The 21,882-nt window shown below is 66.0% G+C and carries 18 protein-coding genes and 1 tRNA gene; 9 read left to right on the forward strand and 10 right to left on the reverse strand.

Features of this window, described 5'->3' with window-relative positions:
• Positions 1 to 81 precede the first annotated feature (81 nt).
• Positions 82 to 2,466: a penicillin acylase family protein gene (locus ATE70_RS05060; protein ID WP_058537016.1), complete on the reverse strand. Its 2,385-nt coding sequence runs from the start codon at positions 2,464 to 2,466 to the stop codon at positions 82 to 84.
• Between the two features lie 391 nt (positions 2,467 to 2,857).
• Here ATE70_RS05060 and ATE70_RS05065 point away from each other — a divergent pair, with 391 nt between their 5' ends.
• The 3 genes from ATE70_RS05065 to sciP all read left to right on the forward strand — a co-directional run bounded on the left by ATE70_RS05065 (position 2,858) and on the right by sciP (position 7,098).
• Positions 2,858 to 5,872, forward strand: coding sequence for a TonB-dependent receptor plug domain-containing protein (locus tag ATE70_RS05065; protein WP_058536831.1), 3,015 nt, complete (start codon positions 2,858 to 2,860; stop codon positions 5,870 to 5,872).
• A 243-nt stretch (positions 5,873 to 6,115) separates the two neighbouring features.
• Positions 6,116 to 6,577, forward strand: coding sequence for a MaoC family dehydratase (locus ATE70_RS05070; RefSeq protein WP_058536832.1), 462 nt, complete (start codon positions 6,116 to 6,118; stop codon positions 6,575 to 6,577).
• 239 nt (positions 6,578 to 6,816) lie between these two features.
• On the forward strand, positions 6,817 to 7,098 hold the full coding sequence (sciP, locus tag ATE70_RS25360; RefSeq protein ID WP_269433268.1) for a CtrA inhibitor SciP: 282 nt from the start codon (positions 6,817 to 6,819) through the stop codon (positions 7,096 to 7,098).
• Between the two features lie 135 nt (positions 7,099 to 7,233).
• Here the strand turns inward: sciP and ATE70_RS05080 are convergent, their stop codons facing one another.
• The 4 genes from ATE70_RS05080 to ATE70_RS05095 all read right to left on the reverse strand — a co-directional run bounded on the left by ATE70_RS05080 (position 7,234) and on the right by ATE70_RS05095 (position 9,799).
• Positions 7,234 to 7,590 carry a hypothetical protein gene (locus ATE70_RS05080; protein ID WP_058536833.1) on the reverse strand — a complete coding sequence of 119 codons (357 nt, stop codon included), beginning with the start codon at positions 7,588 to 7,590 and terminating at the stop codon, positions 7,234 to 7,236.
• A gap of 28 nt (positions 7,591 to 7,618) precedes the next feature.
• On the reverse strand, positions 7,619 to 8,059 hold the full coding sequence (locus ATE70_RS05085) for a hypothetical protein (protein WP_156420176.1): 441 nt from the start codon (positions 8,057 to 8,059) through the stop codon (positions 7,619 to 7,621).
• Between the two features lie 523 nt (positions 8,060 to 8,582).
• Positions 8,583 to 8,657: transfer RNA gene (locus tag ATE70_RS05090), tRNA-Gln, on the reverse strand.
• Positions 8,658 to 8,713: 56 nt separating this feature from the next.
• Entirely contained in the window at positions 8,714 to 9,799 is a 1,086-nt protein-coding gene (locus ATE70_RS05095; protein ID WP_058536835.1) for a branched-chain amino acid aminotransferase, read from the reverse strand.
• Positions 9,800 to 9,876: 77 nt separating this feature from the next.
• Here ATE70_RS05095 and ATE70_RS05100 point away from each other — a divergent pair, with 77 nt between their 5' ends.
• Positions 9,877 to 10,389 (forward strand): MarR family winged helix-turn-helix transcriptional regulator, encoded by a 513-nt coding sequence (locus ATE70_RS05100; RefSeq protein ID WP_058536836.1) that lies wholly within the window; start codon positions 9,877 to 9,879, stop codon positions 10,387 to 10,389.
• Positions 10,390 to 10,493: 104 nt separating this feature from the next.
• Here the strand turns inward: ATE70_RS05100 and ATE70_RS05105 are convergent, their stop codons facing one another.
• Together ATE70_RS05105 and ATE70_RS05110 are read right to left on the reverse strand one after the other, a co-directional pair.
• Positions 10,494 to 11,324, reverse strand: a complete 831-nt coding sequence (locus ATE70_RS05105; RefSeq protein ID WP_058536837.1) for a pyrroline-5-carboxylate reductase family protein — start codon at positions 11,322 to 11,324, stop codon at positions 10,494 to 10,496.
• A gap of 19 nt (positions 11,325 to 11,343) precedes the next feature.
• Entirely contained in the window at positions 11,344 to 13,041 is a 1,698-nt protein-coding gene (locus ATE70_RS05110) for an alkaline phosphatase family protein (protein WP_058536838.1), read from the reverse strand.
• 83 nt (positions 13,042 to 13,124) lie between these two features.
• On the opposite strand from ATE70_RS05110, the gene ATE70_RS05115 reads away from it, so the two are divergent.
• From ATE70_RS05115 to ATE70_RS05135, 5 genes are all read left to right on the forward strand, one after another.
• On the forward strand, positions 13,125 to 15,188 hold the full coding sequence (locus ATE70_RS05115; RefSeq protein ID WP_058537018.1) for a protein-disulfide reductase DsbD family protein: 2,064 nt from the start codon (positions 13,125 to 13,127) through the stop codon (positions 15,186 to 15,188).
• Positions 15,188 to 15,928, forward strand: coding sequence for a TlyA family RNA methyltransferase (locus ATE70_RS05120; RefSeq protein ID WP_058536839.1), 741 nt, complete (start codon positions 15,188 to 15,190; stop codon positions 15,926 to 15,928). The genes ATE70_RS05115 and ATE70_RS05120 overlap by 1 nt, the downstream gene beginning before the upstream one ends.
• Positions 15,929 to 15,988: 60 nt before the next feature.
• Complete coding sequence (locus ATE70_RS05125; RefSeq protein ID WP_037514445.1) at positions 15,989 to 16,540, forward strand: TspO/MBR family protein; 552 nt, start codon at positions 15,989 to 15,991, stop codon at positions 16,538 to 16,540.
• Positions 16,541 to 16,577: 37 nt separating this feature from the next.
• A complete protein-coding gene (locus tag ATE70_RS05130) occupies positions 16,578 to 16,931 on the forward strand; it encodes an accessory factor UbiK family protein (protein ID WP_058536840.1) in 354 nt (117 codons plus the stop codon).
• A 129-nt stretch (positions 16,932 to 17,060) separates the two neighbouring features.
• The gene (locus tag ATE70_RS05135) at positions 17,061 to 17,567 is read left to right on the forward strand and encodes a YbjN domain-containing protein (RefSeq protein WP_058536841.1); all 507 of its coding nucleotides are present in this window, start codon (positions 17,061 to 17,063) and stop codon (positions 17,565 to 17,567) included.
• Between the two features lie 3 nt (positions 17,568 to 17,570).
• Here ATE70_RS05135 and ATE70_RS05140 read toward each other — a convergent pair whose 3' ends face one another.
• From ATE70_RS05140 to ATE70_RS05150, 3 genes are all read right to left on the reverse strand, one after another.
• Positions 17,571 to 18,524 (reverse strand): right-handed parallel beta-helix repeat-containing protein, encoded by a 954-nt coding sequence (locus tag ATE70_RS05140; protein WP_058537019.1) that lies wholly within the window; start codon positions 18,522 to 18,524, stop codon positions 17,571 to 17,573.
• Between the two features lie 190 nt (positions 18,525 to 18,714).
• On the reverse strand, positions 18,715 to 21,333 hold the full coding sequence (metH, locus tag ATE70_RS05145; RefSeq protein WP_058536842.1) for a methionine synthase: 2,619 nt from the start codon (positions 21,331 to 21,333) through the stop codon (positions 18,715 to 18,717).
• A gap of 22 nt (positions 21,334 to 21,355) precedes the next feature.
• Positions 21,356 to 21,880, reverse strand: a complete 525-nt coding sequence (locus ATE70_RS05150) for a GNAT family N-acetyltransferase (protein ID WP_058536843.1) — start codon at positions 21,878 to 21,880, stop codon at positions 21,356 to 21,358.
• Positions 21,881 to 21,882 lie beyond the last annotated feature (2 nt).

Genomic DNA, 21,882 nt, shown 5'->3' on the forward strand with positions numbered 1-21,882 from the left:
TCGAGACACTGGTCGGGGTCGCGTAAGGCCGAGGGGCATCTCGACTTCGCTCGATGCGAGCGGATTTGGTCGTGGCTTAGTTCATCCAGCCGCAGGCGTCAGGATCATCCGCCCCACGGCATGCCGGTCAACCGCTACCTTGCTGAACCACAAGGGCTGCATCGCGCCTGCCAGCCAATAGGGATAAAAGTCGCGGTAGCGCGGCGAGCGCGGATCGGCGGACTGGCCGGGGAGCAGCAGGAAGCGGCTGTTGTCCCACGCGCCGACGTCGGCGACGAACAGATAGCTCGCGCCGTGCGACACGTTGAAGCCCCGCTTGAGATTGAAGCCGCGCGCCATCGGCGTCGTCCCGTCGCCGCCCGACCTGCCGCCCTCGATCCGGGGGAATGCCGCCGCGATCGCCGGGTTCGACGACAGCGGATGCGCGATCGTGACGCGGTGCAGGTCGCCCCATTTCCAGCGCGCCGGATCGGGGCCGCCGAGTTCGACCGCCTTTGTCCATCCGGCCGCCAGCGCGCCGTCGACCAGCGCGTCGCGCGCCGCGACAGGATCGTCGCCCAGCCTTTTGTCGGCCGCCGCGAGGAGGCGCAGCATTTCCGACAGATTGACCGACGCGATCAGGTCGCGCGCGCCCGCGGGCACGATCCGGTCGTAAAAGGCCGTCGATAGCGCCGGCATCACCATTTCATACAGCAGCGCCGCCGCGCTATCCGCCTCGATCCCGCAATCCCATCGCCGCAGCAATGCGGCGGCGGGGGCGGCCGCCGCCGTGGGATTGGTAGGGAGCAGCTTCAGCAGCGCGCGCGCCGGAAGCGACTGGACGTCGTGTTGAAGCGCGATGCTGTCCTCGATCCGGTGCTTCGGCTGGCTGCGCAGCACCTCGGCGACGCGATCGTAGCGGAAGGGATCGCTCCAGCTGAAGCTGATGATCCGCTCGCGATACGGATAGCCCGCCGGCAGATTCATCTGGTTTGCCGAGGCGAACCAGCCTTCGCGCGGGTTATAGACGTGGGGCATATCCTCGACGGGCAAGATACCCGTCCAGTCGAAATCGCCATCGCCCGGCGCGGGAAACAGCCCGTCATGTTTCGGCCGGCGCGGGGTGAAACCGATCGTCTGCCAGCCCGTGTTGCCGTCGATGTCGGCATAATGGAGGTTGGTCGGCGACACGTGCAGCTTGAATGCCTGCCGCAGCGACGCCCAGTCCTTCGACAGGTTGATCGCGATGATCGCGAACCGCTGGTTGGCGCCGGGCAGCATGCTGACCGTGGCGAACGCAACGGCGCGATTGCGCGCGACGTCGTCCGACACGATCGGGCGGCCCGCGGCATAGCGCAGCGTCACGCGTTCGCTCGGCGCGCCCTTGACTAATATCTCGTCCTCGAAGGTCTCGAACGCCTTCCATTTGCCCTTGTGCCAATAGCGGCCCGGATCGCCCTCCTTGGTGCGCAGGACGAACAGGTCGGTCTGGTCGATGTGGAAGTTCGTGCGGCCGAAGGCAAAGCGGTCGGTGTGCCCCTGCATGATGCCGGGCAGCCCCGGCGCGCCCGCGCCGATGACGTCGAGCCCCGGTGCCGACAGATGGCACATATGCCGCGGGCTGGCGCGGCCGATGCCGAGGTGCGGATCGTTGGCGAGAATCGGCCGTCCGGTGGCGCTGCGCGACGGCGAAACGGTCCACGCATTGCTGCCCAGCGCGAAGCGATCAGTCCAACGTTGTTCGGGGTCGAGCGATGCTTCCTGCACCGGATCGAAATCCATCGGGCGGCTTGCCGGATCGAGGACGCCGAGGTCGGCGTCGCTCACCGCCGCGACGTCGAGCCCTTCGGGCACGGTGAAGGACCAGGCGGGGCGCAGCGGCACCATCAGCTGGTCGACGTCGAGCAGTCCGCGCGCTTGCAGCTGTGCGCGGCGCACCTCGTCGTCGGCGTCGCCCATGCCGATGCCGCGATTGCGAACGAGATCCGCCATCTCCCAGCGCAGCGGGCTGATCCCCAATATGCCATATTCGAGCGGCAGCTGCGCCGGATCGGCGGCGAGTTCCGCGATCCGGGCGTTGACGCCGGCGACATAACCGCGCGCGCATTCGAGCACGTCCGCCGGCAGCGCCGCGAGTTCGGCATCGATGTCGCCGCGATAGAGAAAGAGCCGCGCCGCCTTGTCGGCGGCGACGAAACGCGGTCCGAAGGCCTCGGCCATCCGCCCCATGTCGCGGCGATGTTCCATGTCGATCTGGAACAGCCGGTCGCGCGCGACGAGATAGCCTTGCCCGAAAAAGGCATCGTGCAGCGAGGCCGCGCGGACATGCGGCACGCCCAGCTCGTCTTCGACCACCTCGACCGGCGCGCGCGCGCCGGACAGGCTGATCGTTTGCGCGGCGCCCTTGATCCGGGGTTTCGCGAACAGGCTTCCCGGCACCGCGACAAGCGCGACCGAAGCCAGCAGAAACGCGCGGCGCTGGATCAACAGGCCCTCCCCGATCAGATATGAAATGACGAAACGCGACCCTATCGCAGCATCGCACCGCAGGGCCATAGCAAGCGGGCTGCGTCCTATAACTACAAGCTATTCAGCGGCGCCATATCTTCGGGCTATATGTCCATATCGCCAGGTTAGTGGCCAAGCTGTTGACCCCCCGCAACCACCCTGTAACCTCGTTGTCACGAAACCGGCTGTCTGCGCGCTTCGGCTGCGACGATGGCCGGACCGTATAACGAACATCACGAAATATAAGAAGGCGGGCCAAGCATCCGCCAAATGGTCAGGTGGGACAAATAGGGCAGCCAGCCCGGCACCGCGCCGGGGCACGCCTCGGGCGGCGTGCGGCTCGGCTCTGGGTAAAAAGGGGACTGCTGATATGCGTAATTTTGAACATATTCGTCGACCGCTCGGCCGCAAGGGCCGCCTCGGCGTGGCTATGACCGCCATCGCGCTGGTCCATAGCGCCCCGGCGTTGGCGCAGGAGGCGACCGCCGCCCCGGACAGCGTCGAAGCGGCGCCCGTTGAACAGATCGTCGTCACCGGCTCGCGCGTCACGCGCGACGGCTTCGAGGCGCCGACGCCGGTGATGGTGCTGACGCAGGAAGATATCCAGAACACCTCACCAACCAACAACATCGCGGACTTCGTCAACCAGCTGCCGGCACTCGCGGCGTCCATCCGTCCGTCGAACTCGCGCCTTGAGCTCAGTAACGGCATCGCCGGCATCAATGCGCTCAACCTGCGCAGCCTGGGCACCGTACGTACGCTCGTGCTGATCGACGGGCGGCGGTCCGTGGGTTCGACCGCCAACGGCGTGGTCGACATCAACACGATCCCACAGTCACTGGTGGAACGCGTCGAAGTGGTCACGGGCGGTGCCTCGGCCGCCTATGGCTCCGACGCGGTTGCGGGGGTGACCAACTTCATCCTCAACAAAAACTTTAGCGGGCTGAAATTATCCGGCGATATCGGCGTGACTGATGAGGGCGACGGCTTCAACTACTCGGCGGACATTGCCGCCGGCTTCGGCTTCGCCGACGGTCGTGGCCGCCTGATCGTGGCGGGCGAGATCGCCCACACGGATGGCATCTTCCAGGTCGATCGCGACTGGAATCACACCGGCTTCGTGCGAATCCAGAATCCGGCCTGGACCGCCAACAGCACCGTGCCCCGGTACCTGCTCCGGACCCAGGTCGGCGCGGCAAACTCGACGCCGGGCGGCCTCATCACCGCTTCGGCCGGAGGCACGGCAAATCGCCTGTGCGGAACCTATTTCGGACAGGGCGGGTCGATCAACCAGTACCAGTTCGGCGCGTTGACCTTCCCTTCGCCGGCCTGCTCCGCCGTGCCGCAGCTGACGCAAGGTGGCGACTGGCAGGTCAATGATTCGGGCCGCCGCATCGGCCTCAGCCCGGAAGAAGACCGCTATGGCCTCTTCGGCCGGCTGAGCTTCGAGGTCAGCGACGGGGTCACCCTCTTCGCCCAGGCGTCATATAACCGGCAGAAGACCTTGTTCAACGCGGGCCCGAACCTGATGACCGGACTTTCGCTGAATGCGACCGGTTGCGGCACGGCGGCGACCGCGGCGGCGGCTCCGACGACGTGCAACGCGTTCCTGTACAACACGCTCGGTCCGGCACAGCTGGTGGGCATAACCGGCGTTACGTTGGCGACGACCGCCGTCGACTTGCCCGGCCGCGGCTCGAACAACGAGCGCAAGGTGCAGCGCTATTTGATCGGCGCCGAGGGTGATTTCGAGGCTTTCGGAAAACCGGCGGGCTGGGACGTCTATGCCCAGTACGGCCGCGCCGAGTTGCACGAGCAACTGACCAATATCCAGCAAACGGTGCGGAGAAACAACGCGCTCGCCGCCGTGTTCGCGCCGGCCGGCAACCCGCGCGGTCTTCCGGTCGGTTCGATCCAGTGCCTTATCAACGTCAACGCCAGCGCGGCGGACGACGATCCCAACTGCCGCCCGCTCAACCTGCTGGGCATTGGCGTCGCCGATCCGGCGGCGGTCGATTATGTCCTCGGCGATCCGTTCCGGGATCAGACGCTCGAACAGACAGTGATTGGCGCCAACCTGTCGCTCACGCCTTTTGCGACCTGGGCGGGCGACGTCAGCATCGCGGTCGGCGCCGAGTATCGCAAGGAGGAGATCGACGGGTTCGTGCCCGCCGAGTTCCAACCCGTCTTCAACCCAGCCACCGGCGCATCGACCAGCAATTGGTCGGTCGGCAACTACCGCCCCAGCAAGGGCAGCTACGACGTCAAGGAGGCCTACCTCGAAACGGTCGTGCCGTTGGGCTTTGGACTCGAGTTCAACGGGGCGGTGCGCGCCACCGATTATTCGACCTCGGGCTATGTCACGACATGGAAGCTGGGTGCGACCTGGCAGCCCATCGACGACATTCGACTGCGCGCCACGCGCTCGCGCGACATTCGCGCGCCCAACCTTAACGAGCTGTTCCAGGCGGGTACCGCCAACACCTCCACCGTCACCAACCCGTTCTTCCCGGGAGTGGGGCCGGGGACCGGCACTTATGGCTCCAGCCTCTCATACCTGGGCACGATCACGGGCAATCTGGATCTGAGACCGGAGAAGGCGGATTCGTGGAACGTCGGCGCGGTCTTCACACCCCGCTTCATTCCCGGCTTCAGCGTGTCGGCCGACTATTTTGACATCAAGGTGAAACAAGCGATCGACAGCCTCAGCGCGGACGACATCGTCAACCGCTGTTTCGAGGGGCTGGCGGACTTCTGCGCGGCGATCACGCCCGACCCAGCCAATCCTTCGCGCGTCCTGATCAGCCGCCAGCCGGTCAATTTCTCCAGCCTCGTCATGCGCGGCGTCGATCTGGAAGCGGCGTATCGGATGCCCCTCGCCGGGGGCAATTTCACCCTGCGCGGCCTGGCGACGCGCTATATCGACAACATCGTCACAACAGGGGTGCCCGGCTTCGTGCCGCTCAACTCCGTCGGGACGCTGGGTGTCGGCACCGGCACGCAATCGATCACGCCGAAGTGGATCTACCGCTTCACCGCGTCCTACGACACCGACGATTTCTCGCTGACGGCGACGGCGCGAGGCGTGAGCGACGGCAGGTACGATGCCACCGGCATCGAGTGTGGGACCAGCTGCCCGATCTCGACTAACCAGTTCCCGACCTACGAGGACAACAGCATCGACGGCGCGACCTACGTCGACCTCAACGCGACGTTCAAGTTCGACGCGATGGCCAAGGGCGACGCCGAATTCTTCGTCAACGTCACCAATGTGTTCGACGCCGACCCGATCCTGCTGCCCGAAACCGGCCTCGCCGCGAACAGCACCTATTCGGACCTGCTTGGCCGCAGCTTCCGTGTGGGCGTGCGCTTCAGGATGAAGTGACACGGGACGAACGAAAGAAAAAGGGAGGGCACCGGTGGCCCTCCCTTTTTTTGTTGAGCGGTCCAGGGTGTCGCTCGGGTTGAATGAAAATCGACCCGTCCGACAACGGAAAAGGCAGGCGTGGCACACGCCCGGGTCTGTGTGATTGAGGCGGGCCCCAGCATGGACTATAGGCGGCCGCGAAACTCTCACGGCCGGTGTCCCGCTGCGGGCCCCAACCGCCCCGGGAACAACGGAGCCCCCATGTCGAAATCGCTTTTCCTGGATGATTTGCAGGTCGGCCAGCAATGGCATGGCGGCCCGATCGAAATGACCGAGGCAGATATCATCCGCTTCGCGAGCGAATATGATCCCCAGCCGATGCACATCGACACCGCGGCGGCCGCGAGCGGACGCTTTGGCGGCATTATCGCCAGCGGCTGGCACGTCGCGTCGGTCGTGATGCGCGATTTTGTCGAAGCCGCCCCGTTCGGGAACACGCCGCTTCTTGGCCTCAAAATCGACGATCTGACGTGGCGCGTACCCGTGCGGCCCGGCGATGTGCTTCGCATCACGCGCGAGGTCGTCGACATCGCGCATTCCAAAAGCAAGCCGGACCGGGGGGTGCTGACCATGCGAATGACCGTTACCAACCAGGAGGGCGCGGTCGTGATGGCGTTCTCCAACCTCATCCAAATGCCAACCCGGCCCGTCATCGATAGCTAGGCTCCTTCAGCAACGCCCGGCCGATAGCTGCCTGTCGGCGAACGGAAACGCTGAGGCAGTTCGAGCCTGCGACACCGCCGAGGATGGTCGCGGCAAGCACGACAAGGCCCGTCCGCCTCAGCGGCGACGAACGGTTCACCGCATCGCGCGCCTTCGGGCAAGTTTTTGTTAACCCCCTTCCTGCAGATGTCGGGCGGGGGGCACAAAGCGGCACAGGCCGCGCGAATGGAGAGTTCGCAGTGCTCGAATATGAAACAAGGCCGGCATCGGTCATGGGGCCGCTGGGCCGGCTCACTCTCGACGATCTGCCGTCCTCGTCCACGGCGCACTGGGTCAGCCGCCGCAAAGCCGAAGTGCTGGCCGCGATCGATGGCGGATTGCTCAGCCAGAGCGAGGCCTGTGCGCGATACCGGCTGAGCGTCGAGGAACTTGCCGGCTGGCGGCGGTCGATCGATCGCGCGGGCATCCCCGGCCTTCGTATCACCAGAACGCAGGAATATCGTAATCGGTTGGGCAGATGATCAATCGATGCCGGGCGTCCCCACACGCACGGCAACGGCGGGGCGGCGCGAGCAGACTGGTCCCTCTCGCGCCGCCCTTTCCAAATGCTCCGCTTCGCCGCCTCTGGGCACCGATGGCCCGCGATTAGTCACCGATCATATCGGCGAATGCTGGTGAAACACCAGCCTCCAACCATCGGGGCGCCGCACATAGGCTGAGCTGACGAGCGTCGCATAGGGTTCGCCATCGGCGCGCGTCACATCCGCCCGGTAGCTGATGATCGCAAAATCTTCGTCATTATCCAGAAGTTGACGATCCCCCATCGTCAGGTCACGCCAGCGGTTGGCGTTGGTCGCCGTCGCCGCGACCTCTTCGCGCGAATGCACGCCATGCATTTCTCCCGCCTGCGGAAAGGCGAGCAGGCACTGGCGGTCGACATGCTTCAGGAAATGATCTTTGCCGTCGAGCCAAAATCCTCGCTCGATGTCATAAAGCTCCTTTTCGAGCGCCATCTCACTTTCCCTTCAAGCGCGCGCGGGATCAACCGCCCTTCTTCTGCGCCCGCGCAGCCCGGACGCCCGCGAGAAACTGCTTTTCATTGACCTTCATCGCCAATCCTCTCTCCGAGAGGAAGAATGCGGCGCGCGGCATGGTGATATTGCCTTCGCTGGTCGCCAGCACCGCGCCCTGGGACGCCATCGCCGTAACCTTGCCGAGCACAGCGGCACCGTCGGCGCTCCGCACTTCGGCGCCCGGTTTCAAGGCTCCGTCAACCGCCGCCGCATCGGCCTCGGCCTGCCTCAGAACGGCGACGATCTTCTCCTTCGGGGCCTTCAGCGCCGGGCCCTTCGCGCTCTTCACAAAGGCATTCTTCGGAACCACCAGCCCGTTGCCGTCAATCGACACGGCCACCCTGTCTCCTGACACTTTGGCGATCTGGCCAACTTCTTCGCCATTCTGGTCATAAACCTTGGCACCCACGACCAGCGAAGCGGCAGGTGCCGGCGCTGGCGCCTGCGCCTGCGCAGCGGGGCCAGCGAGCGGTATCGCGCTCGCAAGGAATAGCGCTGCGATCGGGCCGAAGGATTTGTGCATGAAGCGCTCCTGTCGAACAAATATGCCCGCCCGTGCCGCATCGCACGACCGCGTGCCAAATGCGATGTTGCCCGGCCGTGCTACGGACGCGGCGAGCCGACGTCCCTCGCCAATCGGCGAAGACATTGGTCGGCCCGAAAGGGAGCCGGTTACCGGCGGCTACTGCGGGACGGGCGTCGGGCTGCCAGAACCCGTCGCCGACCTATATGGCGCTCTCGGCGCGCGCCGCGGATCACGCCGCCAAGCTGCTGAGGGAAGGCGCGATCTAACGGCGCGGCGGTGGAAAGGCGGGAGTTCGTCATGCCTTCGGGCGCCAACCGATTGGCCCGCACCTGGCGGACTGTCGTCGTGACAGACTCCGCTTTGCACCGGAATCTCCCTGTTTTCAGCCAAATCGCGAAGATCCGGCTGGCTGGGGCGGCAGGATTCGAACCTGCGAATGGCGGCATCAAAAGCCGCTGCCTTACCACTTGGCGACGCCCCAACAGGCCGGTGCGAGCGCGTCTATAGCGCCTCTCGGCCGCTTGGCAAGCTAGCCAGTCAGAGCCGGGTAACCCAGCCATGCGGATCGGCGGCGCGGCCGCGTTGGATGTCGACTAGCTTGTCCTTGAGCTTCGTTGTCACTTGTCCCGGGCCGCCGGCGCCGATGGTGAAGCTTGAATTGCCGCGCGTCACTTTGCCCACCGGGGTCACCACGGCGGCGGTGCCGCAGGCGAAGCTTTCGGTCAGCTTGCCGCTTTCCGCATCGGCCTGCCACTGGTCGATCGCATAGGGTTCCTCACGCACCGTCAGCCCGGCGTCGCGCGCCAGCGTGATGATCGTTTCGCGCGTGATGCCCGGCAGGATCGTGCCGGTCAGCGGCGGGGTGACGATGCTGCCGTCGTCGAAGACGAAGAACATGTTCATGCCGCCCAGTTCCTCGATCCAGCGACGCTCGGCGGCGTCGAGGAAGACGACCTGATCGTGCCCCTTGGCGATCGCCTCGCGCTGCGCGACGAGGCTGGAGGCGTAATTGCCGCCGCATTTGGCGGCGCCGGTGCCGCCGGGCGCGGCGCGGGTATAATCCTCCGACACCCAGAGCGAGATCGCGGGGGCGCCCGACTTGAAATAATTGCCGACCGGCGAGGTGATGACGAGGAACTGATATTCGGCCGCGGGCTTCACGCCGAGGAACACCTCGCTCGCGAACATGAAGGGGCGGAGGTACAGCGCGCCGCCGTCGACCTGCGGGAACCAGTGCGCGTCGGCGGCGACGGCTTCCTTGACCGCGGCGATGAACAGTTCCTCGGGCAGTTCGGCCATCGCCATGCGGCGCGCGCTGGCGTTGAAGCGCGCGGCATTGGCCTCGACGCGGAACAGCGCCATCGAGCCGTCGTCGAGGCGATACGCCTTCAGCCCTTCGAAGATTTCCTGCGCATAATGGAGCACCGCGGTCGCGGGATCGAGCGACAGCGGGCCGCGCGGCATCACCTGCGCATCGTGCCAGCCCTGTCCCTCGGTATAGCGGATCGACACCATATGATCGGTGAAGACGCGCCCGAATGCCGGATCGGCGATCGCCGCCGCCCGTACATCGTCCGCGATCAGATTGGGGTGCGGCAGATGGGTGAAGGCGGGAGCGGACATGCGAAAACACCTGTGTTTGCTGGTTTGTGGAGCGGGCCTCTTGCCAAAGACCGGCGGCGCGCGCAACGGTAGCGACTATGCCGGATGAGAATTTTCTTTCACAAGTACCCGCCGCCTCTGCTCTTTTCTTGCGCGAAGACGAAGTGCGCCGCGGCATCGAATTCCTCTTTTTCGCCCACGCCTCGCTGTGGCGCGCGATCGATGCGCGGCTCGCCGAAAAGGAACTGGGCCGCGCGCATTACCGCGCGCTCTATTTCATCGCGCGGCAACCGGGGCTGACGATTTCGGACCTGCTCGCCTTGCTCGGCATCACCAAACAGTCACTCGGCCGGGTGGTGAAGGAGCTGGAGGCGCGCGAATATCTGACGACGCGCCCCGGCAATCGCGACCGGCGGCAAAAGGAGCTGCGCCTGACCGATACCGGCCGCGCCGTCGAGACGGTAATCTTTGGCATGCTGCGCGACACGATGAGCCGCGCCTATACCCATGCGGGGCAGCAGGCGGTGACGGGGTTCTGGCAGGTCAGCGAGGCGCTTGTCCCCGCCCGCGAACGCCGCCGGATCGCGATGCTGGGGAAAGATACGGGCTGAGCAAAGGCGTCGCCCCCGCGAAGGCGGGGGCCGCTAGCAGCTTATACTGCACCCTCGGCACCAAGACGACAGCGCCCCCCGCCTTCGCGGGGGCGACGTTGTCCTTACCCCTCGCCGCGCGCGATATCGGCAAGCTCGCGCCCACGGTCGCGCGCCGCGCGCAGCACATTGGTGAACAGCGCGGCAAGCTGGCCGTCGCTGTCGAGCACGTCGAGCCCCGCCTGCGTCGTGCCGCCCTTGCTCGCGACCTGCGCGATCAGCACGCCCGGCTTTTCGCCGCTGTCGGCGAGGAGCGCGGTCGCGCCGCCGAACGTTGCGGTCGCGAGTGCCAGCGCGTCTTCGGCAGACAGGCCGAGGCGTTCGCCCGCGGCCGCATAGGATTCGATCAGGCGAAAGACGAAAGCGGGGCCGCTGCCGGTAAAGGCGGTGACAAGATCCATCGTCGAATCGTCGGCAAGCCGCACCGTCTGGCCCAATGTGTCGAGCAATGCGTCGATCGCCGCATCGTCGGCGTCGCCGAGCGTCGCGACCGCCGACACCCCGGCGCCGATGCGCGCGGCGAGGTTCGGCAGGATGCGAACCTGCGCGCCCGCATCGGGGAAGCGTGCGGCCAGATCGGCGAGCGACACGCCGGCGAGGATCGAGAGCAGATGAACGCCGCCCGTCGCGAGCGGCGCCAGCACATCGGCGACGTCGCCCAGCTGCTGCGGCTTCATGCCGAGCATGATCCAGTCGGCGCTGCCGCCCGCGGCCTGCCATTCACCCAGCGACGCGTGCTGGGCGATGCCCGCGCGCGGCGCCGCATAGGGATCGACGATCGCGACCAGCGCCGGGTCGAGACCCGCCGCCAGCCAGCGATCGAGCATTGCGCCCGCCATATTGCCGCAGCCGACTAACAGGAATCGGCCGGAGAAATTCCGCAATGCTTTGGTCATAGGTCCTACTTTTCTGTCCTTATCGACAGCTGCTCTCGGGCCCCGACAACAGGTCGAGACAGCGTCCGTCGATCTTGTTCGCGTCCACGGCCAGGCCCATCAGCGAGGCGAGTGTCGGCATGATATCCACCGTCATCACGGCGTTGGGCTGTTCGAAACCGGCCAGCCCCTTGCGCCAGAAGAGGATCGGCACGCGGCGGTCATAATCCCACACCGACCCGTGCGTCGCGACATAACCGATGCCCGATTCGGGGATCGGCGTGACCCGCGGCTTCAGCGCGATGATGAAATCGCCCGAACGCTGCGGATTATACGAGGCGCGCAGCTTGTCCATCAGGGTCCAGGTGTCAGGGGCGCGTTTTGAAATCGAATGCGCCTCGAGTTCTTCGCGCGTCACCACCGCCTCGATCTGCGGATGCGCGCGAAGGCGCGGAAGCAGTTCGGCGAGCACGGCCTTGCGCTGCGCGGCGGTCAGCGTCTTCGCCAGATAATAGTCGCCGCCATCGCCATAGAGCAGGGGCTGCGGCAGGCCGAGCTTTTCGGCCACCGCCTTGCCCATTGCTTCGGGGTCGAGCGCCTTGTCGACGCGCTGCGCGTCGGGCCAGGCGTTCTGGCGGTTGCGTTCGGGCAGGTCGTGGCCGCCATGGTCGGCGGTCAGCGCGACGACATAATCGATCCCCGTCGCATCGAGCCGCGCAAAGAAATCGCCGAGCTCGCGGTCGAGCCCCGCCATCTGGATGCACATCTCGCTGCCTTCGGTGCCGGTGCTGTGGCCGACATAGTCGGTCGCTGCCAGCCCGACGATCAAGAGGTCGGTGCCGCTACCCTCACCCATCTTGCGCACCTGGCGCAGCGCGGCGGCGGTCGCGAGTACCGCGCCATCGGCCTCGGGCGACGCCATGAAACGGCGGAAGTCGCCGGCGTCGCGCGCCATGCGGCCGGTGCCGACCGAGCCGCCCTTTTCGAGCGGGATCGCGATGTCGTGCGCGGTGCAATCGGCGGGAAGCGTCAGCGCGGGGCGCGGCTGGTTAATCGCGGCGGCGATCGCGGTGCCCGCCTGCTGCGCCGCCGGCGACAAGGTCGTGCCGCGATAGCTGGTGAGCCCGGTGGGCGCGAGCCACATCAGTTCGTCGGCCTGCCGGCCGCCCATCATGATCGCCGAGCGATCCTTGCCCGATACCGAGACGACCTGCGCCTTCGGGTCGCGCGCCTTCATCAGATCGCCGAGCGTTGGCACGAGCAGATGGTTCACCGACGGCGCATATGCGCCGCTTTTCGATGTCGTCCCCGCGACCGTTTCGTCCTCGGCGCAATAGACGCGCTTGTCGGCGCGCGCGACCGACAGGTCGAAATAATTATTGGCGACGATCCCCGTGTGCGCCGGATGATTACCGGTCAGGATCGTCGAATGGCCGGGGCAGGTTTCGGTCGCGCCGTGCGCCTGATAGCCCGACGGGAAGACGATGCCCGACGCGAGCCGCGCGAGGCCGCCGGTGAAACGCCCGCGATATTCGGCGAACAAATCGGCTGAAAACTGATCGACCGCGATCATCACGACGAGCTTCGGCGCCGGGGTCGTGGCGGTAATTTTCTGTACCGGCGGCGCCGAATTCTGCGCGAGACCGGTTCCGGCGGCGGCAACACAAAGCGCGGTAGCGATGGCAGTGGACAGATATTTCAGCTTCACGGACGGCTTCTCCAAATGATGGCGGGGCATCGCCCCAAAAAGCGCGGGCTGTCCTCTCGTCGAAAGCCGCCTATATGGCAAGCCTTCGAACGATGAACGGGCGCGGGCAGAGCATGAATTTGACAAGTGAGGCTTTTGTGACACGCGCATGGCGAACCGTGCTGGCATTGCTGACGCTGGCCATCGTCGTCGTCGGCCCTGCGCACGCGCAATCGACGCATATCCAGCCAAAACTGGTCGCCGAGTCGGCGGCGCCCGCCCCCGGCAGCAGCACGACACTTGCGCTGACGATGGCGCCCGAGCCGACCTGGCACGGCTATTGGGCGAATGGCGGCGACGCGGGTTTCGGCCTGTCGGTCGAATGGAACGCGCCCGAGGGGGTGACGATTGCGCCGTTCCGCTATCCGGTGCCCGACGCGCTGATCCTCTTTGGCATGATGAACCATGTCTATGAGCATCCCTATGCGCTGCTCGCCGAGGTGCAGGTCGACAAGAGAGTCGCGCCCGGGACCGACCTGACGCTATCGGGGGTCGCGAACTGGCTCGCCTGCACCGACAAGGTGTGCGTGCCCGAAAAAGCGGTGATTTCGGTCGCGCTGAAGGCAGGAGACGGCAAGATCGCGCCCGCCGAGCGCACCCGCTTCGACGGCTGGCGTGCGCTGCTGCCGCAGCCGCTCGACCGCCACGGCACTTGGGAAAAGCGCGGCGACATCGTGCGCTTTGCCATCCCCCTCCCCGCCAGCACCGCGATCGACGCGCCGCACCTGTTCGTCGAGACGCAGGATGTCGTCGACTATGCCGCACCGCAACGCTTCAGCCGCAATGGCGACCACATCGTCGTCGAAACGCGCTTCAAGGGCGAAAAAGCAGGGCCGGTTTCGGCGCTGCTGAAGCTCGGCGGCGGGCGCGGGCTGTCGTTGACGCTCGACCCCGGCGCGGTCCCCGCGGCGGGCGAGACGATCGCCGGTAAAGCCGGCGGCATCGATATGGGGTTGTTCTGGACCGCGCTCGGCGGGGCTATCTTGGGCGGGCTGATCCTCAACCTGATGCCGTGCGTCTTCCCGATCTTGAGCCTCAAGGCATTGAGCCTTGCGCGCTCGGGCGGCGATGCGCGGTCGGCGAAGATCGAGGCGCTCGCCTACACTGCCGGTGCCATCGTCACCGCACTGCTGCTCGGCGGCGTGCTGCTCGCGCTGCGCGCGGCGGGCGAGCAGGTCGGCTGGGCGTTCCAGTTGCAACATCCTGTGAGCGTGCTCGCGCTGCTGATCCTCGCGCTGGCGATCACGCTCAATCTGCTCGGCGCCTATGAACTGCCGTCCTTCGGCCGCGGACAGGCGCTCGTCGACAAGGGCGGCGCGGCGGGCGGATTCTGGACCGGCGCGCTCGCGGCCTTTGTTGCAACGCCGTGCAGCGGCCCGCTGCTCGGGGCGGCGCTCGGCGCGACGCTGGTGCTGCCAGCGTGGGCAGCACTGCCGATCTTCGGCGGGCTCGGCTTGGGCCTCGCCCTGCCGTTCCTCGCGATCGGCTTTGTGCCCGCACTGCGCAACCGGCTGCCGAAGCCGGGACCGTGGATGGACCGTTTCCGCAAATGGATGGCGCTGCCGATGGGGCTCACCACGCTCGCGCTGGCATGGCTGCTGTGGCGGCAACTCGGCGGCGGCGAGCAGCTCATATGGCCGATCCTCGCGGTCGCCATGGCGCTTGTCCTGCTCACGCATTACGGCTCGATCCAGCGCGGCGACCGGCGGTCGTGGTTGCTCTACGCCTCGGGGCTGCTCTTGCTTGTCAGCCTCGCGGGCACGGTGACCGAAGTCGCCGAGGCCGAACGCACTGCCGACGGCGCCGGATCGACCTTCTCTGCAGATGCGCTCGCCAAGGCGCGCGCCACCGGCAAACCTGTCTTCGTCTATTTCACCGCCGACTGGTGCCTGTCGTGCAAAGCGAACGAAGCCGGCGCGATCAATCGCGAGGCGGTGCAGGAGGCGTTCGACAAGGCGGGTGTCGTCACGCTTGTCGGCGACTGGACCAATGGCGACCCCGTCATCACGCGCACCCTCGCCGAGCATGGCCGCAACAGCGTGCCGCTCTACCTCTGGTATGCGCCGGGCGCCGCGAAACCCGAAATCCTGCCGCAGATTCTGACCCCGGGCCTGCTCACCGACAAGGTTGGCGGCTGATGGCGAAGCAGCGCGCCGACCAGCTGCTCGTCGACCGCGGCCTCGCCGAAAGCCGGACGCGCGCGCAGGCGCTGATCCTTGCGGGGCTCGCCTTTGTCGGCGACCGCAAGATCGACAAGGCGGGACAGCAGGTCGCGGCAGATGCCGAGATCAGCGTCAAGGGCCGCGACCATCCGTGGGTGTCGCGCGGCGGGATCAAGCTCGACCACGCGCTGACCCATCTTGACTGGGACGTGACGGGCGCGGTCGCGATCGACGTTGGATCGTCGACCGGCGGGTTCACCGATGTGCTGCTCAGCCGCGGCGCGGCGCGCGTCTATGCGGTGGATTCGGGCACCAACCAGCTCGCGTGGAAGCTGCGGCAGGACGAACGCGTCATCGTCCACGAACAGACGAGCGCGCGCATCCTGACGCCCGCACATATCCCCGAACCGATCGACCTGATCGTCTGCGACGCGAGCTTCATCGCGCTGTCGAAAGTGCTTCCCGTGCCGATGTCCTTTGCGAAGGGCGGCGCGCGCATCGTCGCACTGATCAAGCCGCAGTTCGAGGCCGAGCGGCATGAGGTGGGCAAGAAAGGCGTCGTTCGCGACGCCGCGGTGCATGCGCGCGTTTGCGCCGACGTGCAGGGCTGGCTGACCGGCGAAGGCTGGGACGTTATCGACCTTGTCGAAAGCCCGATCACCGGCCCCGAAGGCAATGTGGAATTTCTGATCGCTGCGGTGAAGCGAGCCGCTTGACGCTGCGCCGCACAATCGCGACACCATGCAACGGATTCGCGTGTGGGGGATAATGCGGACATGACCGAAATCGCAACGCCGGGGCAGCTTCGCATGTCCTATCTGCGCTGGGCGCTCGTCACGGTTCCGGCGATCGTGCTTGCGGGGAGCCTGTCGGGCCTCTTGTCGAACAGCGGTTATGGCAATCGCTGGTTCGCGTCGCTCGACCTGCCGCCGATCACGCCGCCGGGCTGGGTGTTCGGCACCGTCTGGCCGCTCCTCTATATCTGCCTCGGCCTGTCGCTCGCGATGATCCTCCACGCCCGCGGCGCGAAGGGGCGCGGTTTTGCGCTGCTGCTCTTCTTCGTCCAGCTGATCGCCAATTTCGCCTGGTCGCCTTTGTTCTTCGGGCAGCATCAGGTGACGACCGCGCTCTATGTGATCATCTTCATCCTGATGGTGACGGTCGCCACCGCCTTTGCCTTTGCGCCGATCCGCAAGGCCGCGGCGTGGTTGCTCGTGCCCTATATGATCTGGCTCAGCTTTGCCGCGATCCTCAATTTCCAGATCGATCAGCGCAATCCCGATGCCGAAACCCTTGTCCCCGCCGCCGCCAGCACCCAAATAGGGTGACGGCAAGGGGACAGACCCCGACGAAGGAATATGAGACATGCAGAGCGAAAACCGCTTTTTCGACGATCTGGCCAAGATGGTGAACGGCATTGCCGGAACCGTCGCCGGTGCCGGCCGCGAAGCCGAGTCCGCGATGCGCGACCGCGCCAAGGAATGGGTTGGCCGCATGGATTTCGTTAGCCGCGAGGAATTCGAGGCTGTGAAGAAAATGGCCGCGACCGCGCGCGCCGAAGCCGAAGCGCTGAAAGCGCGCCTCGACAAGCTCGAAGGCGTGGCGAAGCCCGCGGCGGCGCCGAAAGCGGCTGCGAAACCTGCCGCTGCGAAGCCGGCCGCGAAACCCGCTGCTGCGAAACCGGCAACCAAAGCCGCGGCAAAGCCGAAGGCCAAGTAATGCGTCGCCCCTGCGAAGGCAGGGGCCGCTGGCAACCTTGCGCAATGCCGATAGCGGCCCCTGCCTTCGCAGGGGCGACGAATATTCGCGGACTCGCCACGATGCGCGAGAGCCGCTAAAGGCGCGCGCATGAGTGACGATATTTACGACGACGATGACGGCCAGGATGCGGCACCGATGGAGATGCTGGCGTCCTATTTCGCCGCGCACGACTGGCCGCACGAGATGGTCGGCGAGGACGAGATCGTCGCGACCGCGCAGGGCAGCTGGACGACCTATGAGCTGCGCGCGGTGTGGCGCGCCGACGACGGCGTCATCCAGCTCCTCGCCTTTCCCGACATCCGCGTCGTCGAGGACAAGCGCGCCGCCGCGCACGAGGCGCTCGCGCTGATCAACGAGCAATTGTGGCTCGGTCATTTCGAGCTGTGGTCGAACAGCGGCACAATCCTGTTCCGCCACGGCATGCTGCTCGGCGCCGACGCATCGCTGCCGCTCGACCTCACCGAAACGCTGATCGAAAGCGCGATCGACGAGTGCGAGCGCTTTTACCCGGTGTTCCAGTTCGTGCTGTGGGGCGGCAAGTCGCCCGCCGAGGCGCTCGCCGCGTCGCTCATCGAAACGCGCGGCGAGGCGTAAGCCCTAAATCTTTTCGAAGCGGGTCAGCCCCGGCCCCAGTTCGTTCGGTCCGATCGCCAGCGGCTCGCCGCTCCAGTCGGCGACGAAGATCGTCTTGCGGCCGGTGCCTTGCGGAACGCTCGCACGATTGCCTTCGATCACCAGCCCGCGCGACGGATTGTCGCGCGCCTCGGCTGCGATCGCGATCAGCGCCCCGTAATTTTCCTTGTCGCGTCCCTGGATCATCAGGTTGTTTGCAATCCGCCCGGTCGATCCCGCGGGCAGGTCGATCAGATAATTGGTCGCGGTGCCCTGCGTATCATCGAAGCTGTTGTCGCGGATTTCGACGCGCGGCGAGCGGGTCTTGAGATAATGGCCGCCGCTGCCCTTTTCAAAGCGCGTGCGCGTGACGACGACGCGGCCATAGACGCCGGTGTAGACGCTGTGCGCGCAGCTGAGGCCGCGGTCGCAGCGGCCGAGGCGCGAGAAGGTCGAGCGGTCGATCGTCAGCGTCGCCGCGGGGTCGTCGGCGGTGAGGATCCCTTCCTCGCTGTTGCGGAACAGGCTGTTCACGACGTCGAGATTGCTTTTTTCGAGGCGGATGCCCGCGCCATTGCCGTCGGGGACGCGCATATTCTGGAACACGATCCCGTCGATGCGCGCGCCGGCGCCGCGCAGCACCAGCGCCGCCTTGCCCTCGCACGTCACGCCGTCGAAGATCGCCCGGCCGGGCTCGACCGCGACGAAGGCGATACGGCCCGCGGTCTGTACCGCGCAGTCGCGATGATAGCCGGGGGCGACGCGAATCGTGCCCTCGCCTTCGCCGATCGCATCGACGGCGTCCTGCAGCCGTCCGAAGCTGCGGCCATCGACGCTGTAAGGTGCGCCCCCGGTCTGCGCGGGCAGCGGCACCGGCGCGAGAAGCAGCGGGAGGGCGAGCAGCGGCAACAAGGGCCGGCGAAGAAGTGCCTTGAACATGCCGCTGCCCATAGCGGCTTTCGCGCGCCTAGTCGTTGGCGAAGCTGGTTAATTCCCGGCCTGTCTCGCTTTCGGACAGGCGCGAACGCACCAATTAATCGTCGCCCCCGCGAAGGCGGGGGCCGCCGCGCCCTGAAGCAACGTCGAATCGGGACGACTACGGCCCCCGCCTTCGCGGGGGCGACGGAACTTAGTCCAGGTTCGGCCGCAGCCAGCGCGTCGCGGTTTCGATGTCGACGCCGCGCCGCTCCGCATAATCTTCGAGCTGGTCGCTTCCGATCCGGGCGACACCGAAATACTGGCTTTCGGGATGCCCGAAATAAAAGCCGCTGACCGCCGCCGTCGGCAACATCGCAAAGCTTTCGGTCAACACCAGCCCGGCATTGTCGCCGGCCGCCAGCAAGTCGAACAGGATCGGCTTCAGGCTGTGGTCGGGGCATGCCGGATAGCCGGGGGCGGGCCGGATACCGCGATATTCTTCCTTGATCAGCGCCTCGTTGGTCAGCTGCTCGCCGGGCGCATAGCCCCACAGGGTGGTGCGGACATGCTGGTGCAGCCGCTCGGCGAAGGCCTCGGCGAAGCGGTCGGCGAGCGCCTTCAGCAAGATATCGGAATAATCGTCCTTGTCGGCGCGGAAGCGTTCCGAATGCGGCTCGATGCCATGAATGCCGACCGCGAAGCCGCCCATCCAGTCGCCCGCCGGATCGATGAAATCGGCGAGGCACATATTGGCGCGGTCGCGGCTCTTCTTGACCTGCTGACGCAGGAAAGGAAGCGTCACATGGCGCTCCTCCTCGGCGATGTGGATGGTGACGCTGTCACCGTCGCGCGCGCACGGCCAGAGGGCGCAGACGCCGCGTGCGGTCAGCCACTTCTCCGCGATCAGCTTGTCGAGCATCGCATCGGCATCGGCCTTCAGCGCCTGCGCCGTTTCGCCGACCACGTCGTCGTCCATGATCGACGGCCAGGTGCCGTGCAATTCCCACGCGCGGAAAAAGGGCGTCCAGTCGATGCATTCGCGCAAATCGTCGAGCGACCAGTCGTCGAAGCGGTGCAGCCCGGGCTGCAGCGGCGGCGCGGGCTTGTCGCTGAGATAGGCGTCGTAATAATTGGCACGCGCTTCTTCGAGAGTGTGCAGCACGCTCTGCCCCTTGCCCGCGCGCACGTCGCGGATATGGGCATAATCGTCCTTATACCCCTGCACATACGCCTCGCGCCCGGTATCGCTGACCAGAGAGGTCGCGACGCCCACCGCACGGCTGGCGTCGAGGACGTGGAGCACCGGGCCCTGATAGGCGGGATCGATCCGGAGCGCGGTGTGGACTTTCGATGTCGTCGCGCCGCCGATCAGCAGCGGCATCGTCATGCCCGCGCGCTGCATTTCCTCAGCCACCGTCACCATCTCGTCGAGCGAGGGGGTGATCAGGCCCGAGAGGCCGATCATGTCGGCATCATTCTCGTTCGCGGCTTCGAGGATCTTCGACCACGGCACCATCACCCCGAGGTCGACGATCTCGAACCCGTTACACTGGAGCACGACGCCGACGATATTCTTGCCGATGTCGTGGACGTCGCCCTTCACGGTCGCCATCACGACCTTGCCCTTGCCCTTCGCGCCCGGCTCCTTCGATGCCTCGATGAAGGGCAGCAGGTGCGCGACGGCCTTTTTCATCACGCGCGCCGATTTCACCACCTGCGGCAGGAACATCTTGCCCGACCCGAACAGGTCGCCGACGACGTTCATGCCGTCCATCAGCGGCCCCTCGATCACCTCGATCGGGCGCGGCATCAGCAGGCGCATTTCCTCGGTGTCGTCGACGACATAAGCGTCGATGCCCTTGACGAGCGCATGCTCGAGCCGCTTGGCGACCGGCCAGCCGCGCCATTCCTCGGCGGCCTTTTCCTGCGCGGCGCTGGTGCCCTTATAGCGTTCGGCGAGCGCGATCAGCCGTTCGGTCGGGCTTTCGGCTTCGCCCTCGACCTTGCGGTTGAGCACGACATCCTCGACCGCCTGACGCAGTTCGGGGTCGATCGTGTCGTAGACGTCGAGCTGCCCCGCATTGACGATCGCCATGTCGAGCCCGGCGGGGATCGCATAATAGAGGAAGACGCTGTGCATCGCGCGCCGCACGACCTCGTTGCCGCGGAAACCGAAGGACAGGTTCGAGAGGCCGCCCGAGAAATGGACGTGCGGGCAGCGGACGCGGATGATCTTCACCGCTTCGATGAAATCGACCGCATAATTGTCGTGCTCTTCCAGCCCTGTCGCGACCGCGAACACATTGGGGTCGAAGATGATATCCTCGGGCGGGAAGCCGATCGTCATCAGCAATTTATAGGCGCGCTCGCAAATCTCGATCTTGCGCTCTTTGGTGTCGGCCTGCCCGACCTCGTCGAACGCCATCACGACGACCGCGGCGCCATAAGCCATGCACTTGCGCGCATGTTCGAGGAAAGGCTCCTCGCCTTCCTTCATGCTGATCGAATTGACGATCGGCTTGCCGGGAACGCATTTCAGCCCCGCCTCGATCACACTCCATTTCGAGCTGTCGATCATCACCGGCACGCGCGCGATGTCGGGCTCGGCGGCGATCAGCTTGAGGAAGGTCGTCATCGCATATTCGGCGTCGAGCAGGCCCTCGTCCATATTGACGTCGATGACCTGCGCGCCGTTTTCGACCTGCTGGCGCGCGACCTCGACCGCCGCGGTATAATCGTCGGCGAGGATCAGCTTCTTGAACGCCGCCGATCCGGTGACGTTGGTGCGTTCGCCGATATTGACGAAGCTGGATGAGGCGGCGGTGGTCATCGGGGTATCCTGAAACTGAGTATTAGGCAGCGAGCGGCCGGGCGAGGACGAGATCGTCGTAAAGCTTGCCGCCGACATTGAACTGGCGCGTGCCGAGGTCGGCGAACCCCTGCTTGCGGTAGAAAGCGAGCGCGCGCTCGTTCTTCGCATAAACGCCCAGAAGCAGGCGGCGATGGCCGCTCGCCGCTTCCAGCGCCTGCTTCATCAACGCCGCGCCGAGCCCGCTGCCGTGAAAGCGCGACAGCGAATAGATGCGCTTCAACTCGATATCGCCTTCAAGCGCCGCGGCGAGGTCGGGCTTACCGACCAGCGCGAAACCGATCGGCGCGCCGCCGGGCTGCGCCTCGGCGATCCACGCGCGCGCGCCGGCCGCCAGATAGGCCTTGTACGCCGCCTCATTATGGTGCGCGGCGCAATGACCGACGATCGCATCGCCGTCGAGGATGCCCGCGAAGGTTTCGAGGAAGGTCGCGGCGCCGATCAGCGCGAGCGCCGACGCATCGTCGGCTCCGGCTTCCCGGATCGTCCATGTCGGATTGTCGGTCATCG

The organism is Sphingopyxis sp. H053, assembly GCF_001468225.1.
In the GTDB taxonomy this organism is placed as follows: Bacteria; Pseudomonadota; Alphaproteobacteria; order Sphingomonadales; family Sphingomonadaceae; genus Sphingopyxis.